18 protein-coding genes are annotated in these 14,890 nt (G+C 45.5%); 2 read left to right on the top strand and 16 right to left on the bottom strand.

The window, feature by feature from the left end; translation table 11 throughout:
* Positions 1-5 precede the first annotated feature (5 nt).
* The 5 genes from L985_RS04840 to L985_RS04820 all read right to left on the bottom strand — a co-directional run bounded on the left by L985_RS04840 (position 6) and on the right by L985_RS04820 (position 3,011).
* Positions 6-467, bottom strand: a complete 462-nt coding sequence (locus L985_RS04840) for a prepilin-type N-terminal cleavage/methylation domain-containing protein (protein WP_029341077.1) — start codon at positions 465-467, stop codon at positions 6-8.
* Positions 436-747 (bottom strand): competence type IV pilus major pilin ComGC, encoded by a 312-nt coding sequence (locus tag L985_RS04835; RefSeq protein WP_023467559.1) that lies wholly within the window; start codon positions 745-747, stop codon positions 436-438. The genes L985_RS04840 and L985_RS04835 overlap by 32 nt, the downstream gene beginning before the upstream one ends.
* A 17-nt stretch (positions 748-764) precedes the next feature.
* Positions 765-1,706, bottom strand: a complete 942-nt coding sequence (locus tag L985_RS04830; protein ID WP_052169519.1) for a type II secretion system F family protein — start codon at positions 1,704-1,706, stop codon at positions 765-767.
* A 14-nt stretch (positions 1,707-1,720) separates the two neighbouring features.
* On the bottom strand, positions 1,721-2,563 hold the full coding sequence (locus L985_RS04825; RefSeq protein WP_029341075.1) for an ATPase, T2SS/T4P/T4SS family: 843 nt from the start codon (positions 2,561-2,563) through the stop codon (positions 1,721-1,723).
* Between the two features lie 61 nt (positions 2,564-2,624).
* Positions 2,625-3,011: a Spx/MgsR family RNA polymerase-binding regulatory protein gene (locus L985_RS04820; RefSeq protein WP_023467556.1), complete on the bottom strand. Its 387-nt coding sequence runs from the start codon at positions 3,009-3,011 to the stop codon at positions 2,625-2,627.
* Between the two features lie 224 nt (positions 3,012-3,235).
* Here L985_RS04820 and L985_RS04815 point away from each other — a divergent pair, with 224 nt between their 5' ends.
* Entirely contained in the window at positions 3,236-3,499 is a 264-nt protein-coding gene (locus tag L985_RS04815; protein WP_023467555.1) for a DUF2626 family protein, read from the top strand.
* A 41-nt stretch (positions 3,500-3,540) separates the two neighbouring features.
* On the opposite strand, the gene L985_RS04810 is transcribed toward L985_RS04815, so the two are convergent.
* A complete protein-coding gene (locus L985_RS04810) occupies positions 3,541-4,158 on the bottom strand; it encodes an MBL fold metallo-hydrolase (protein WP_047396455.1) in 618 nt (205 codons plus the stop codon).
* A 168-nt stretch (positions 4,159-4,326) separates the two neighbouring features.
* On the opposite strand from L985_RS04810, the gene L985_RS04805 reads away from it, so the two are divergent.
* Positions 4,327-4,506: a DUF2759 domain-containing protein gene (locus L985_RS04805; RefSeq protein ID WP_023467553.1), complete on the top strand. Its 180-nt coding sequence runs from the start codon at positions 4,327-4,329 to the stop codon at positions 4,504-4,506.
* Between the two features lie 101 nt (positions 4,507-4,607).
* Here the strand turns inward: L985_RS04805 and L985_RS04800 are convergent, their stop codons facing one another.
* The 10 genes from L985_RS04800 to L985_RS04755 form a co-directional block, all read right to left on the bottom strand.
* Complete coding sequence (locus L985_RS04800; RefSeq protein ID WP_023467552.1) at positions 4,608-6,533, bottom strand: LTA synthase family protein; 1,926 nt, start codon at positions 6,531-6,533, stop codon at positions 4,608-4,610.
* A 216-nt stretch (positions 6,534-6,749) separates the two neighbouring features.
* Positions 6,750-7,700 (bottom strand): ROK family glucokinase, encoded by a 951-nt coding sequence (locus tag L985_RS04795; protein WP_047396447.1) that lies wholly within the window; start codon positions 7,698-7,700, stop codon positions 6,750-6,752.
* A gap of 83 nt (positions 7,701-7,783) precedes the next feature.
* Entirely contained in the window at positions 7,784-7,987 is a 204-nt protein-coding gene (locus L985_RS04790) for a YqgQ family protein (RefSeq protein WP_029341071.1), read from the bottom strand.
* Positions 7,971-9,008 carry a M42 family metallopeptidase gene (locus tag L985_RS04785; RefSeq protein ID WP_029341070.1) on the bottom strand — a complete coding sequence of 346 codons (1,038 nt, stop codon included), beginning with the start codon at positions 9,006-9,008 and terminating at the stop codon, positions 7,971-7,973. The genes L985_RS04790 and L985_RS04785 overlap by 17 nt, the downstream gene beginning before the upstream one ends.
* A gap of 159 nt (positions 9,009-9,167) precedes the next feature.
* Positions 9,168-9,677: a GNAT family N-acetyltransferase gene (locus L985_RS04780; protein WP_023467548.1), complete on the bottom strand. Its 510-nt coding sequence runs from the start codon at positions 9,675-9,677 to the stop codon at positions 9,168-9,170.
* Between the two features lie 255 nt (positions 9,678-9,932).
* Positions 9,933-10,889 carry an L-lactate dehydrogenase gene (locus L985_RS04775; protein ID WP_029341069.1) on the bottom strand — a complete coding sequence of 319 codons (957 nt, stop codon included), beginning with the start codon at positions 10,887-10,889 and terminating at the stop codon, positions 9,933-9,935.
* A 165-nt stretch (positions 10,890-11,054) separates the two neighbouring features.
* On the bottom strand, positions 11,055-11,834 hold the full coding sequence (locus L985_RS04770; protein WP_047396444.1) for a DUF92 domain-containing protein: 780 nt from the start codon (positions 11,832-11,834) through the stop codon (positions 11,055-11,057).
* Positions 11,828-12,373, bottom strand: coding sequence for a 5-formyltetrahydrofolate cyclo-ligase (locus L985_RS04765; protein ID WP_029341067.1), 546 nt, complete (start codon positions 12,371-12,373; stop codon positions 11,828-11,830). Before L985_RS04765 ends, L985_RS04770 begins: the two co-directional genes overlap by 7 nt.
* A gap of 57 nt (positions 12,374-12,430) precedes the next feature.
* Positions 12,431-12,580 (bottom strand): 50S ribosomal protein L33, encoded by a 150-nt coding sequence (gene rpmG, locus L985_RS04760; protein WP_012369771.1) that lies wholly within the window; start codon positions 12,578-12,580, stop codon positions 12,431-12,433.
* A 104-nt stretch (positions 12,581-12,684) separates the two neighbouring features.
* Positions 12,685-14,868, bottom strand: coding sequence for a 1,4-alpha-glucan branching protein domain-containing protein (locus tag L985_RS04755; protein ID WP_029341066.1), 2,184 nt, complete (start codon positions 14,866-14,868; stop codon positions 12,685-12,687).
* Positions 14,869-14,890: the final 22 nt, after the last annotated feature.

The following is a 14,890-nucleotide window of genomic DNA, read 5'->3' as shown; positions in this document are numbered from 1 at the left end:
GCTTCTCACCTCACTTTACGGATTGCCATTTGATAGTTCCCAAGTAAAAATTTGATTTCATACTCGGCTGTTGCCGAACGGCAAGACCAGGTCGCTGCATAGATCGAGTGATAGCTTTTGAAGTAGATAATGCGATTCGAGGGCGGAACGGTACACGTATGACCATTTTGAAATGTCCGTTGCCATAACAACCTGTCATCCGCAAGGATAAGGTATCCTGTACCGTCTCCTCGAAATCGAAACTGCATCAATGCTTGATCTTGCTTTGAGTACTGCATGAGTCGAAGCGTCTGAATATCTTGTTCCATCAGACGAACCTCTTGTTCAAGCGGAATCCAGTCCGGTCGTTTTTCAAACAGTGCCGGCAACAAAAAAACAAGTAAACAAGCAATGATTGTCAGCACCGCCGTCATCTCAAATAAGGTAAAACCTTGTTCACTTCGTAAGTTCGCCAGTCTTCGGATCATACGTATACGTCTCCTGATCACAGACGAGGGCATTCGGTTTATCAGCTGTTCCGCGGTTGATCGTCTGGAGCGATTCCGGATACTTCTTTTCTTTCGCATAATACAAATTAACCTCCGAGCGAATGACGCGAATGTTCGCCTCACAACTGACACCTTTCGCCTGGTCCTTTCCACTTGTCATCGTTGGAATCAAAACGAGTAGTAACAACGAAATGATCAATAAGACGGCTGCCATCTCAAGTAAGGTGAATCCGTCTTGTCGTTTTAAGAATTGTTTCATCGTATCGTCTCCTCTGTTTAGAATGGAAGCTGCTGTATCGCTAGCTGTATCGGATAATACAAGATGAGAAACAACGTTCCCGTCATGATCGTCAATCCACCGTACAAAATCGGCTCGATCCATAACAACTTTTTCTCTAGTTCCTCTTCCATCGACTCATGCAAGAGTGTCGCTTGTTCAAGCAACAACGGACCAAGATCGCCACTTTCCCGCGCCAAATGGACGATCCCAATCGTCTCGGCTTCGATGATTTCATCTTCGCCAAGCGCTTCTGCAAGTGGTTCCCCTGCCTGTTGTTTAGCATGTAGACGAGCGTACAAATGTCCTTTTTTATTCGCTTGTCCTTGCTCGAGGTGACGAAAGGTCTCTTCAAACGAGAAGCCAGCATCGATGAACGATCCTACTTCGATCGTGAATAAATAGCTGTAGTAGAGACGAATCAAACGCTGTAACGGTTTCAGTCGTAAAATACGGTTTAACGGAAAAAAGCGAAAAAAGAGGTAACCGGAGGTTAACAAAATAACGGGAATACTTGCGAGCAGATATTTCGCAGAGGGGTGAAGAAGGAGATGCAGAAATGAGGGGAGAGTCTTCGGGTCCGACATCTCAAGGAGAGACGGAAATACATAGAGGGCGTAAAAGAAGAACAGAAGGAATAGACTGGTTGCTAGAACAAGCGGATACCGGATCATCTTCCAAAACTTCGAACGCATTTCTGTTTCGAGGTCGAGCAGTTTTACGATTTGGCGAAGAACGAGCAACGGTCGCTCTGTCCTTTCTCCAACAAATAGAAGTCGTTTTAAGGTATTCGTTAACGCAAGCGGTTCAAGGGATGCTGCAAAGGAGTCTCCTTGTTCAAGACATTGTTCCATTTCTCCGACTACTTCCGAGAACGGATGACGCTCGAATCGTTTTAAAATGAGTAACGTCTCTTTCGCGGAAATGCCTTTTGATAACAAGCGATGATATCGTTTTAAGAACCGACTTTGATCGCGGCTTGTAAGTTTCTGACGGTACAGCGGACATCCTCTCCTTTTCGCTCGAGATGAATGATGCGTTGACAGACAGCCAGCTCTGACTCTTCGATACCTAAACTGTGCAATCGCAATCGTGCCTCATCAATACTTCCAGCGTGTAACGTAAACAATACGACGTGACCACTAAGTGCGGCATTCATCGTCAGACGTGCCGCCTCCCTCGTCCGAACCTCACCAAAAGCAATCCAATCCGGATCCGCTCGCAATATTTCCTCGAAACATCGCGTAGCAGTGAATCCTGCTTTTTCATTTAGTTCCAGTTGTAAGACGTTTGGTACCGTACATTCCACCGGATCTTCAATCGAGATGATTCGCTTTTCTTCCATTGCACTCATCAAGGAATATAACATCGTCGTCTTTCCTGCACCTGTCGATCCAGAAATGACGATACACCCGTGTCGTTGTTCAGCTAACCAACCGAAGTCCAATTGATCATGTAACGTGCGTAAAGCCGTTTCTTGAGAGACCGTCGAACGATAGAAGCGCCATGACATCGCATCCCCTTGTCGACTCGGTAACAACGAGACGCGCATGCCCTTTTTCCCGTGCGGATACAAACCACTTTGCGGAATCCGCTCGTTCTGTTCCTTTAAGTTCGCCTCATAGCGGACATGACTGACAAGCGTTCGATAACGCGTCAATTCCACCTCTTCTTGTTCACACAAACCGTCACCTGTTCGACAAACGATTCGGACGCAAGCTTCATTCGGTACGAAATGAACATCTGTTGCACCAAGTGATTCGAATCGTTCCATGAGTTGTGTCGTCCATTCCTTCATTTCTCTTCACCTCCTTAAGCAGACAATACACAAAAAAAAGAAGCCGACCAAACCGGCTTCTTTACGATACGTGTGCAATTGTCCGATGTTTACGCTTCGCCAATGTCTCAAGACCTGGTTTATCGTATCCGATAACAAGTTGTTTTCCATCAGTGATGATTGGACGGCGTAATAATTTCGGATTGTCACTCATGAGGCGTAATAACTCACTGAGTTTCATGTCTTCAATATCAATGCCGAGATCTTTGAAGGCTTGACTGCGTGTTGCGAGCAAACTTTCAATCCCGTCCGTCGATAATTTCAACAGTTCCATGAGTTCATCAACTGTTGGAGCATTTCTGAACAGATGACGTTCCTCTACATCAACATGTTCCTCTTTTAACCATGATTTCGTTTTACGACATGATGTACAACTTGGATATGTGAAAAAGACTAGTTCATTCGTCATTTTTGCTCCTCCTCTCAAAGTGTGGGGTTTCATTACAGTTACTATAGCATGCCATTTTGACTTTGTACACCTTTTGTACAACTATTGTACAACTTTTTTTGAAACTTCATCTTTTGTTCACAGTTATTACTTAACAATCACTAGAACAGGATAGACGAATGATTGTTTGCTTGGTAAAATAAGTACGTATATTGACTATCTGTCGGATTTAGGGGGTTATAGGAATGGGGAGAATGTACCGCGTACTCGGTTTCTGGACTGGTATTATCGCAGTCATGGCATTTATCGGCGCATTGGGTGGCGATGCAAGCTCAAGTGAGCATACGGATTCATTTTTAGTCATGGGCTTCGTCTTCTTAGCACAAACTGTCTTTTTTGCAGCGCTTGGTTACTTGCGCTTAACTGAAAAAACGTATGTCTATATCTTTGGAGCTTACTTAACTGTATTTTTCATCGTCTTTACGTACTGGTCAAACTTCCAGATGTAATGAAAAAAACTCGCCATCCTTTCGGATGGCGAGTTTTTTTGTCAGAGGAATGGATTCGATTTCATCTCTTGACGAATCGTTGTACTCGGACCGTGCCCCGGATAGACCGTCGTATCTGCTGGTAATTCCGCGATGATTCGATCGAGCGAACGCATCAGCACGTCTTGATCCCCACCATGAAGATCCGTTCGTCCGACGCCTTGCTGGAACAAAAGATCTCCACCGAACGCGATTCGCTCTCCTTTGAAGTAGAACGTCACACTTCCTGGTGAGTGCCCTGGCGTCTCAAGAACATGCATCGAAAAGCTACCGATCGTCAACCGTCCTGGTTGCAACAAATGGTCTGCTGGTTTCATCCGCATCGGTGGCATTCCGAATTTTGCTGAACCATTCCATTCTGGATTACCGAGCCATCCTGCTTCTTCCGTATGCACGTAGACAGGAGCTTCCGTGAAGCGTCGTAACATATCAACACCTCCGATATGGTCAAAATGCGCATGCGTTAACAAAATCGCTTTTAATGTTGCTCCCCGACTTTCAATTTCATCGAAAAACCGCATATCTTCTGTACCTGGATCAATGACGAGACATTCCTTGTCTTTAAATAACAAATAACCATTCTCAGATGCCATACCGGAAGTGATCATTACGATTTCCATTCTATAAAACCCCTTTACAATAGACTCTTCTCCTACTATACACGAAATTGTCGAAAGTTCCTGCAACGCCCTCTCGACTTTATCCCGCGAGTCGGATAAACTAAAAAGTGAGATTTAAGTGAAATCTTCGTGAAATTCATAACGTGATTGTTTAAGGGGGAGTACGTCATGCATTTGGATCAACCAATCGGTTGGCTTTTCTTCTTCGTCGCACTCGTCGGCGTTTGGGCCGTCGTTCGTTCACTTAAGAAACGCCAAATGTTTCCACTCGTATTCGCAGGTCTGACTGTCGTCTTATTCGGCTGGTTCGGGATTGCGACATTGATTTACGGCGGTATTCCATCGTAATCAAGATACGTTAAAAAGAGAGATGCCTCGCGCATCTCTCTTTTTATTTGTCTTTCTACAAAAAAACGAATCCACTCGAAAGTAGATTCGTTTTCTTTATCTTATTTTGAAGTTTGAAGGAAACGGAGCAAGTCACCATAGATGACTTTATCCGAAAGTCCTAACTCCTTCTCGGATTGTTTCGTAGATTGTTTACACATCTCCGCTAACTCTCCATCTTTTACTTCTTCACCCGTCTGACGATCATAACATGTTTCCTGCGTATAGACCGTTTTGTCTGTTATGACGGAACCATCGCGGAACAGCGCATAATCCTTGTGCTGTTTCGAGAAGAGATCGGTACCGAACAATACTTCGTTCTTGAAGTCTTGTCCTAACAGATGAAGCAATGTCGGTTTAATATCGATTTGGCTCGCGACGTCTTCATGTTTGACACCTTTCGTTTGACCCGGTAAATGGATCACGAATGGTACACGTTGCAATTGTGCAACATCATACGGCGTCAACTCATCTTTGTTCATGAGTTCTGCCATCGCAGCATTATGGTTCGTCGAGATACCATAGTGGTCACCATAGACCATGAAGATCGTATCATCCCACGTACCATCTTTTTTCAGACCCTCGATGAATTTACCGAGTGCCATATCTTGATACGCTAGTGCCTGAACGTAGTGGTTCAGCGTCGTAGAACTTGTCTCAAGCGGTGGTACAAGTTCATCTTCTGGTTTTGGCATCTCAAATGGATAGTGGTTCGTCAATGTGATGAACTTCGAATAGAACGGACGTGGTAAATCTTTCAACATCGGCAATGACTGTTCAAAGAATTTATCATCGAGCAAGCCCCACTCCGTCAAATCTGCTGGATCCCCTAAGTCATAATCCGTCTCTGAGAAGAAACGATCGACGCCAAAGCTATTGTAGACGATGTCTCGGTTCCAGAACGATTTGTTGTTTGCATGGAAAACAGCTGAATAATAGCCATCTTCTTTCAACATTTCAGGAGTTGCCCGGAATTCGTTTTCTCCGTTCGTAAAGAATGCTGCACCGCGTCCAAGTGGATAGATCGAGTTTTCGAGAATGAACTCAGCATCTGCCGTTTTCCCTTGTCCTGTGTTGTGATAGAAGTTATCCCATGAATGCGATTCCTTGATCAACTTATTCAGGTTCGGTGTAATCTCTTGTCCGTTTGGTGCCTTTAATCCAACTGCAAAGGATTGTGCCGACTCAAAGGAAACGACGATGACGTTCTTTCCTTTGTACTTTCCGAACATAGCTGGGTTCGGTTCAGCATGTTTTGAATCAATGAAGCTTTGAACTTCCGACAGTTCAGAACTGTCCGCGAGTGCTTTTTGCGCAGATGTCTTCGACTGAATGAGTGCGTCATACATATGGAAGTTAAATGTTCCGATGTTTTTAACGAGCAGTTCTCGGTCAAAGGCACGTGTGAGCAATTCTGGACGTTCTGTCTCAGCGAGCGTCAAGTTTCCAAGGAAAACGACAACTGCTGCAACGAATGCGAGAATCGCGCGTCCACGTGACGCAACGTTTTTTGACATGTCCATTTTCCGTAAGAAGAACGGTAAGATGATCAAGTCACCGACGATCAATAAATCGGACCAATTCAAGAGTGACCCGAGCGATGCAGAAACAGTCTCTGCATTCGATGTTTGGAACAATACCGGCAACGTCAGATAGTCATTAAAGAAGCGGAAGAAAATGATGTCCGCATATAAAATGAGTGTCGCGACGAACAATGTACCGTAGATGAACCATTTTTGAACATTTCCCCGGAAGAAGAAGCTGAACCCGAACATGAAGAGCGCTGAACTAATTGGGTTAATTAGTAGAATGAATGCTTGCGCAGAGTTTGTTACGGGAACGTTGAAGAAAAGTGTATACGCTAAATACGTTTTTAACCAAATCAATAAGGTCGCAATCCAAAAGAGCTTGTGCTCTTTATAGGTGCTGCGAACGCCTTGACCCATCTTTAGGCGCATTCGCGACCAAATGTTTGCGTCTTGCTGCATAAAAACCTGCCTCCTAATTTACATGTGCTTTCTGCTTTCAGTTCACACAACTTACATCATAATTTACATATACCCATATCACGTGAAAATTTTACGCTTAGTTTTACAAAAATGCAACTGGAATCCGGAAGATACTTAACAATCACATAATTACTGTACGTTTGTAAACAAAAAAAAGATTCGCCGAAGCGAACCTTCTACTGAAATTGAATATTATCATTTTTTGAGAAACATCTGCTTCGCAAGCCATGCACAGCCGATGACTCCGGCATCGTTTCCAAGTTCGGCAATCTTGAACGTCGTCGATCCGAAAACCCGCGGTAAAGCGAAGCGTTCAAATTGTTGACGCAGTGGTGCAAGCAATGTCTCGCCTGCTTTTGACACACCACCACCGATGACGATGATTTCCGGGTTAATACTGTTCGCTAAGTTGGAGATGGCAAGACCGAGGTGGAACGTCACTTCTTCTACGACTTCCGTTGCGATCCGGTCTCCTTTCTCATACGCTTCGAATACGTCTTTCGCCGTTACTGCCTTGATGTCGTTGAGTAACGTTTCTTTCCCTTTACGCTTCTCAAGACCAAGACGGGCGATCCCTGTTGCTGACGCAATCGTCTCTAGACATCCTTTGCGACCACATCCACATAGAACGCCACCTTCAGGCAACATCGTGATATGACCGATTTCTCCAGCCATTCCGACTGTACCATGCACGATTTGTCCGTTCGTGATCAGACCACCACCGACGCCCGTACCGAGTGTGACAGCAAGCAATTCTGTTGCCCCACTACCGGCACCTTTCCACATCTCACCGATTGCCGCTGCGTTCGCATCATTTTCAAGCACAGCCGGTAAACCCGTCAAACGTTCGAATTCACCGATGAGTTCAAAGTTATTCCAACCGATATTGACTGCTTTCTCAACGACACCTGTATTAAAATCAATGAATCCCGGCGCACCGATGCCCGCTCCGACGAAATCTTCTGGTCGTTTATTGCTCTCTTGACACTTCTCAAAGAAAGATTTTGCAATATCTCTAGGAATTTGTACGCCATCATTCAAAACGACCGTCTCGATTTCCCACTTTTCTACGATGATCCCTTGCAAATCCAAAATTGCCATCTTGACTGTCGTTCCGCCGATATCAATGCCGAGTAACCATTTCATTGCTTCGTCTCCCCTATACTCATATAATGTCTGCTTCATCATTTTACCGGACATAACCCATTTGCGCAAAGGGTTGCACAATCTTAAATGTTATCGGATTGTGAACGCTTTAATTCATGTCGTAAGATTAGTTTCGCTGAATCGTACTGACGTTGTTCCAAAACGCCCGCTTCTTTTAATTCATCGAGTTCAAGCATCATCATCGCGATATCGGACGCTCGATCCCCAAGATAGATGAATGTCCCGTATGTCTTGAGTAACTGCTGTACGTCATACAGTGTCTTCATCGACCATCGGCTCCTTTACATAGGCATGTAGCAAATCATATGTCGCTTGTAACGACGTCTCATGCGTACGTTCGTACGAATGACTCGATTCGATTCCCGGACCGAACAATCCGTGCCGGACGTCGTGGCCCGCACTTACTGCTGCCGAGGCATCCGAGCTATAGAACGGATAGATATCAACTTTATATGGAATGCTATTACGTTGTGCTAAGCGTGTTAACTGGTGGCGTAAAGCTAAGTCATACGGACCAGAACCATCTTTGGCACAAATGGAGACTGTGAATTCATCGGAGTGTTGCCCCTCTCCTAGTGCTCCCATGTCGACCGCGATGTATTCTGCGACTTCTTCCGTGAATCCAGCATTTCCACCGAATCCGACTTCTTCGTAATTTGAAATCAGGATCTGGACCGTGTGTGGTAGTTCGATTGTTTTCCATTCCTTGATCAATTCAAGCAACAAAGCAACAGATGCTTTATCATCGAGATGGCGCGACTTCACGAATCCTGTTTCCGTATAGAGGAATCGCGGATCAAACGTTACGATGTCTCCTACTTCAATCCCCGCGACGCGCGTCTCTTCTGCTGTCGTCGAACGGATATCGAGCCGTACTTCGATATTATCAGCGGATCGTTCCGTTTTGTTCGTCTCGCGCGACGTATGAACACTCGAATGGTGGAACACGATCGTACCTGAAATCGTTTGACCGTCCATCTTGTGAATGAGACAGTTCTCACCTTCGATCGCTGTCCAAGCATATCCCCCCAGTTGTGATAAACGAAGTCGTCCTGTTGGTAAAATTTCTTTCACCATCGCTCCTAGTGTGTCGACGTGTGCCGTCAGTAACCGCGTGCGCGTTGAAGCACCAGGTAGTGTCGCTAAAATCGCTCCTTTTTCAAGCTTTCGATACGTGATCCCTTCTGCTACCAATCGCTTTTCTACATATGTAATAGCTTCTTTTGTCGAACCTGTTGGACTCGGAATCGAGACAAGCTCTTCAATCGTACGTATGACTTCTTTCATGTTCATTCGCTCCCTTTCAATCGGACTACGACGTGACATCCGCTTTGTTCTCATGATAACAAATATTCATTCTTTGCCGATACTGATATCCTACGGATACCATGCGAAAAAGCTGTAGCGCTTTTTTGCTACAGCTTCTTTCCACACCATCTCAAGAACTTAGACGTACTTCTTCATCCAAATATCATCACGATATGTGCCGTCTTCTAATTTTACGGAATCTGGATCTTCGGCATATACTTCAAAACCGAGCGACTCATAAAGATTTTGTGCGGCTTCGTTCCCTGATAAAACGGCAAGAATGACTTGCTCGACGTCCGGTAACTTCTTCGCTTCCTCGATTAAGGCTTCCATCAGAGCGCGACCAGTACCCCCACGATATTCAGGTGATACGTATACTCCGGAAATCATCGCTTTATGCGATTCACGTGACAATTCATATGGTTTGACCTGACCAAACCCAAACAATGTATCACCGTCGAACATACCAAGCCAAACCTCATCGGAGTCGGGTTCTCCCTCAAGTCCTTCTTGTACTTCGCGGAGCGGGGTTTGCTGTTCATCATCAAACGAATGACCGAATGCATCTGGATGATTTTTTAATCCCTCAAGGCGTAGATTCCAGTATTGTTCTGCATCCTCTTTAGTTAGTTTTCGAAAAGTATACATGACTGTCGGTTCTCTCCTTTTTGGGTATCATGACGTACAAAAAATGACGTAAAAACGCTTCTATCTCTTACTTAACCCTTTTCTAGTAAAATAAAACCTAGATTTTTCTCTTTTTACTACCGGACGAATAGATGTAATTATTAACGTGTTTGTTCTCCACATCAAAAAAACTCAAGTGTGGACAATATGAAGCAGGTCCGACACTTGAGTTTTTTGCTACTTTATTTCGTAACACCTTCATCATGATTCGTACGATTATCCTTGTAAGACGGGTTCAAGCGTCTGACGCAATACATCAGCAGAATGATGGAATTTCTTCAACTCTTCATCCGTCAATGAGACTTCAATGATTTCACGCACACCTTGACGATTGATGATGGCAGGAACTCCAATATGGATACCGGAAATTCCATACTGACCATCGACATGCGCACCGACCGTCAACAGACAGTTCTCATTTCCGAGGATGGCACGAACGATACGAACGAGCCCAAGCCCAATCGCATAATAGGTTGCCCCTTTGCGCTCGATAATATGATAAGCAGCATCTCGGACGTTGATGTAGATTTGATCAAGATCTGCTTGAGAATAACGATCGTCTTCAGCAAGTAGTTCATCAATCGTTTTTCCATAAATGCGGCTGTTACTCCAGGCAGCGAATTCCGTATCACCATGTTCGCCAAGAATATAGGCATGGGCATTTCGGGAATCAATGTGAAAGTATTCTCCGAGCATTTGACGCAGGCGCGCTGTATCAAGCACCGTTCCTGATCCAAATACGCGGGATTTCGGAAGACCAGAATATTTCCAGGCAAGATGCGCCATGATATCAACCGGATTAGAAGCCACGACGATGATACCATCAAAACCGGAATCCATGATTTGACGAATCATTTCTTTCATGATCAACGCATTCTTTGCAACGAGATCGAGTCTTGTCTCACCTGGTTTTTGTGGAGCGCCTGCCGTGATGACGACGACTTCCGCTTCGCGGCAGTCCGCGTAGTCTCCAGCCCATATTCGCATCGGTGAAGAGCTAAATGGTGTTCCGTGGTTTAAGTCCATTGCCTCGCCCTCTGCTTTGGCTTTGTTGACATCAATGATGACAAGTTCTTCACAAAGTCCAGCTGTTGACATCTGATAGGCAAAGCTTGAACCGACTGCACCAGCTCCAATGAGGGCTACTCGTGTCACTTTCGCATGTAATTCCATATCGTTATGTCCACCCTTCCATTCGTCCTAAGAGTTTGTTAACTATCTCACAAGTAAATTGTAACATCTTTCACATTATTTGTATCATGTGAAATTAATCACATTTGTCCATTTTGTGTCATTGATATCCTAACATAAGGAATTACATGCTCACATACTTTCCAGTTACCAAAATCGAACGATGATAAACCCGATTCCGCTTGCCAAACCACTCGTTAAGACATTGACAGCATCATTCCCTAAAAATCGAATGCCTGAAACGTAAGCTGTCGGTTGACCATGGTGCTCTCGCTTTTCCGTGTATTCCCCACAAACCGTACATCGATAAACGCGTTGCCCTACCGCTCCAAATAGTGTATCCAGTAGGCTCCCGAGTACACCGATGCTTGTTACGAGTAAGACGTGTCTTAAAGAAAGAGAAAATATCCAATGCGCTGCTACAGCGATGAACGCAGCTCCTGCGATCGTACCGATCGTTCCAATCAGCGACATCGCTCCACTCGTTCCTGCTGCTACCCGTCGTAACGTTTTGAGAGACCACGGATCACGTCTTGAGAGCGGTCCGATTTCAGATGCCCACGTGTCAGCATTCGATGCTGCGATGACGAATAGAAATAACAAGAGATACGCAAAATCCATCGTCATGGCATACGCTAAGGCAGCAACGAACGCTACCCCTCCATTCGCAAGGACTTGCCATCCGTCACGCGCGCCGTCTTTCTCAACGATGGAGTCGACCGATTGTTTTCTAGATCGTCCGACCTTCGATAACAGACTCGAGCTACCAAAGAAGAGTAAGAGTACTACTAATCCTTGCCAACCGAATCCGAATGAGACACCACTACCGACAAGCAGGGTCATGATAGCACCACTTGTCGTCAATAAACGAAAAGATCGTCCGGTCCAAGCAAGCAATAGACAAAACAAAATGGTCGCGCTCAACATCGGATGACCTCTAATTCAGTGACGATCAAGTCAACGGGGATATCAAAGGCTTCCACTTCGAAATCTGGAAGAAGTTGTTCAGAAAAAGCAATCGATACTTTACATCCTGTATATGGCACGAGTGCACGATCGTAATAGCCTCCTCCCCATCCTAAACGATAGCCGTCCCGACGATAGGCGCGACCCGGAACGAGGCAGAGCTCTGCTTGATCAAGTGAGGCGCGACGTGCTGAAGCGATCGGTTCAGCAATCCCCATCTGATTTGCTTGCAGTTGATCTTCTGGTCCATGTTCATAAAAGACCATCTCGTCTCCGACTACTTTTGGTATCAAGACCGTCTTGCCCTCTTGCCACGCTTGTTCAATCAGCATTCTTGTATCACATTCATTTCGAAAAGCTAACGTGATCGCGACACAGGTCGCTTGTTGCCATTCAGGTAGTAACAAGACATGTTCGTGAATCAATCGTTCCTTTTCCGCACGGTTCTCCATCACATCTAGTCGTTCTTTGATCAGACGGCGTACTTCTTGTTTGTTCATAGTTGTCTTCCTTTCCACAAAAAAAGCCATCACACGAAGTGACGGCTTCCATCTCAATTATTTCACTTCACGGTGAAGTGTGTGCTTACGGAGACGTGGGTTGTATTTCTTCAACTCAAGACGCTCTGGGTTGTTACGCTTGTTCTTTTTAGTGATATAAGTACGGTCACCAGTTTCAGTGCAAGCTAATGTGATTTTAACGCGCATGGGATTCCCTCCTATCTAGCTCTCGATGTATCAAGTGATTTTGCTTTACATAAGGTTAAGCATACTCAAGTATCGTACCAAGAAAGGAAAGGAATTGCAACTGTTCATCCGTTCTTTTTCGGATTCGTCACGTGTTGATATGGTTTTTCAAGGTTCTCTTCAAAACGCAACGGCTTCTTTTCGACGTGATACTCTTGTTCCACCCCGTGACGTGACTCTTCTCGTTCTAGATAAACGATCGCTGATTGGCGCAACGCGTCTCCTTCAAGTCGTTTTAAAGCAACGACTAGACCGCCTGAACGATCAGGCGAACGCTCACTTTCGATATCGTAGACGTTACTGACGAGTGGTAACTCTTTGATCTTAGCGATGGCTTGGGCAGCTGATGCGGTCTCCATGTTGAAATTGTGGATGACTGCGAAATCAACGATCTTACTCAAGGCTTGCGCTTGACGTAAGAAGGCTAAGTTTAGAGCCGCCAATTGGTTATAAGTTTGAACGAGCGGTAGACCCGTCACTTGCACTCCGTAAACATGAACGCCTTCTTCAAATCGATACGCCTCCTGATGTTCCGTGACGACATAGACATTCTCACCAGCAGCAGCGAGCCGTCGAGCGAGCTCCGAAGCTGGCCGATCTGACGCATCATATTGTCGGATGAACAATAAGATGGCGTCTGTATTCCAAGATTTCTCACGCTTCACTGCCACGTAGTAATCATGTGCCGTCAAGAAGACATCTGGTTCAATATCTGAATCTTGAAGGAAAGGATATTCGCGATATCGATCATCCAACCATTCCACCGTCAGCTCCTCAGCATCCAGTCGACGCTCGGTTTCTTCAAAACGTAAGATGTGCTCACGGAAACGGTTCGCAGCGTATTGCGCTGTCGTCTGTCCATCGAGGATGAACGGCCAGTCGCTCGAGACAGCGAGGAGGTATTCTCGAATGAGTTGACGCTTCGCTTTGACAGTCAACGCATCTTGATGACGATTTCGGGCTACGACACCTGCTAGTCTCTTTTCAAGCTGATGGAGATGACGAATCATCCAGTCATTCCGTTCATTGATCCAGACTTCCGCATAGCCTTTTCGTCCCCACGTTCCCATCGCGACATGTGCCGTGTCGATGTCTTGGAAGTGACGTTCGAGGAAGATCGCTGGTGAAATCGACTCAATTCCTTGGTCTTCTAAACGTTCCATCGCTTTACCGAGGAAGTCGGGACCTTCAAACCACCAGTGACCGAACAATTCGGCATCAAATGGTGCTGTGACAAGGAACGGTGGGAAGTCTTGTCCTTGATGCGCATCTAAATGTTCACCGAGTGCTTGTGCGAAGTCTGCTGCGTGCTCACTTGTCCGTTGCCATGCCCAATCACGGACGTAATAGTCTTTTTGATCCGTTTCTCCTGTTACACGATGCAATTTCAACCCTGTATCATAACGTAAGCCTTCCGGGTGCATGAACTCAGCGATTTGATCCCACTCTCGATCGTACGCAAGGTCACGATAAAACTCGCGGTAATCCGGATGACCCGGGTATCCGATGACAGAGCTCCAAATCTTCCCGGAAATGATTTGATCACGCGGGAAGAGTGCCACACCGTGTGGCGAATAAACAGGTGCTCCGATTCCATGTTGCGGTGACGGATCCGCGTTTAAAATTGAATGTTCGTCGACAAATGTATAACGAATGCCCTCTTCGTACAAAATACGGTCAAGTCCTGGCGTATACGCACATTCTGGCATCCAAAGACCTGACGGACGGAATCCGTAATGACGTTCGAAACAGTTCAATCCCGTTTGAATTTCAGAACGTGCCGCTTGTTCAGACAACATGTGCGGACTGAAACCGTGTGTCGCCGTACACGTAATCAAATCGAGATACCCTTGCTCCTTGTAATGACGGAATGCCCGGTTCAAATCCTTTTCCCAGTGAAGGAACGTATTTAATAAATCTTGATAGCGGTCTTGATAGAATAGAAGCGCATCTCGTTCCTTTTGATCGAGCTCTCGCTCTAGTTCTTGATTGATCAATCGTAACGTATCCTCGATATGCTCAATATAACGCTCTTGAATCAATGGGTCGGCAAGCATCTCGATGACGGGTGGTGAAATGCTGACCGTCCATCCGAGCGGACGTGACAAACGATCGACTTCCCAAAGCAACGGGATGTAAGTTTCTGAAATCGCTTCATACATCCACCGTTCTTCTAAGCGATGTGCCTCTTCATGACGGATATATGGTAAATGTGCATGTAAGACGAGTGAAAAATATCCTTTTCGCATAGCTTCTCTTCCTTTCCCTCTC

This window comes from Exiguobacterium sp. ZWU0009, from assembly GCF_000798935.2.
GTDB lineage: Bacteria > Bacillota > Bacilli > Exiguobacteriales > Exiguobacteriaceae > Exiguobacterium_A > Exiguobacterium_A acetylicum.
Note: the sequence above shows the minus strand (reverse complement) of the source record. Positions and strands in the feature narration are given on the sequence as shown.

Bases quoted from the DNA above. Each gene is read 5' to 3' on its own strand.
- L985_RS04775 (WP_029341069.1), bottom strand. From the start codon at position 10,889: ATGGAATTACATGCGAAAGTGACACGAGTAGCCCTCATTGGAGCTGGT.
- L985_RS04835 (WP_023467559.1), bottom strand. From the start codon at position 747: ATGAAACAATTCTTAAAACGACAAGACGGATTCACCTTACTTGAGATG.
- L985_RS04785 (WP_029341070.1), bottom strand. From the start codon at position 9,008: ATGAAAGAAGTCATACGTACGATTGAAGAGCTTGTCTCGATTCCGAGT.
- L985_RS04820 (WP_023467556.1), bottom strand. From the start codon at position 3,011: ATGACGAATGAACTAGTCTTTTTCACATATCCAAGTTGTACATCATGT.
- rpmG (WP_012369771.1), bottom strand. From the start codon at position 12,580: ATGCGCGTTAAAATCACATTAGCTTGCACTGAAACTGGTGACCGTACT.
- L985_RS04795 (WP_047396447.1), bottom strand. From the start codon at position 7,700: ATGAAATGGTTACTCGGCATTGATATCGGCGGAACGACAGTCAAGATG.
- L985_RS04815 (WP_023467555.1), top strand. From the start codon at position 3,236: ATGGGGAGAATGTACCGCGTACTCGGTTTCTGGACTGGTATTATCGCA.
- L985_RS04810 (WP_047396455.1), bottom strand. From the start codon at position 4,158: ATGGAAATCGTAATGATCACTTCCGGTATGGCATCTGAGAATGGTTAT.
- L985_RS04755 (WP_029341066.1), bottom strand. From the start codon at position 14,868: ATGCGAAAAGGATATTTTTCACTCGTCTTACATGCACATTTACCATAT.
- L985_RS04840 (WP_029341077.1), bottom strand. From the start codon at position 467: ATGATCCGAAGACTGGCGAACTTACGAAGTGAACAAGGTTTTACCTTA.
- L985_RS04780 (WP_023467548.1), bottom strand. From the start codon at position 9,677: ATGTATACTTTTCGAAAACTAACTAAAGAGGATGCAGAACAATACTGG.
- L985_RS04825 (WP_029341075.1), bottom strand. From the start codon at position 2,563: ATGAAGGAATGGACGACACAACTCATGGAACGATTCGAATCACTTGGT.
- L985_RS04770 (WP_047396444.1), bottom strand. From the start codon at position 11,834: ATGTTGAGCGCGACCATTTTGTTTTGTCTATTGCTTGCTTGGACCGGA.
- L985_RS04765 (WP_029341067.1), bottom strand. From the start codon at position 12,373: ATGAACAAACAAGAAGTACGCCGTCTGATCAAAGAACGACTAGATGTG.
- L985_RS04805 (WP_023467553.1), top strand. From the start codon at position 4,327: ATGCATTTGGATCAACCAATCGGTTGGCTTTTCTTCTTCGTCGCACTC.
- L985_RS04800 (WP_023467552.1), bottom strand. From the start codon at position 6,533: ATGCAGCAAGACGCAAACATTTGGTCGCGAATGCGCCTAAAGATGGGT.
- L985_RS04790 (WP_029341071.1), bottom strand. From the start codon at position 7,987: ATGAAGACACTGTATGACGTACAGCAGTTACTCAAGACATACGGGACA.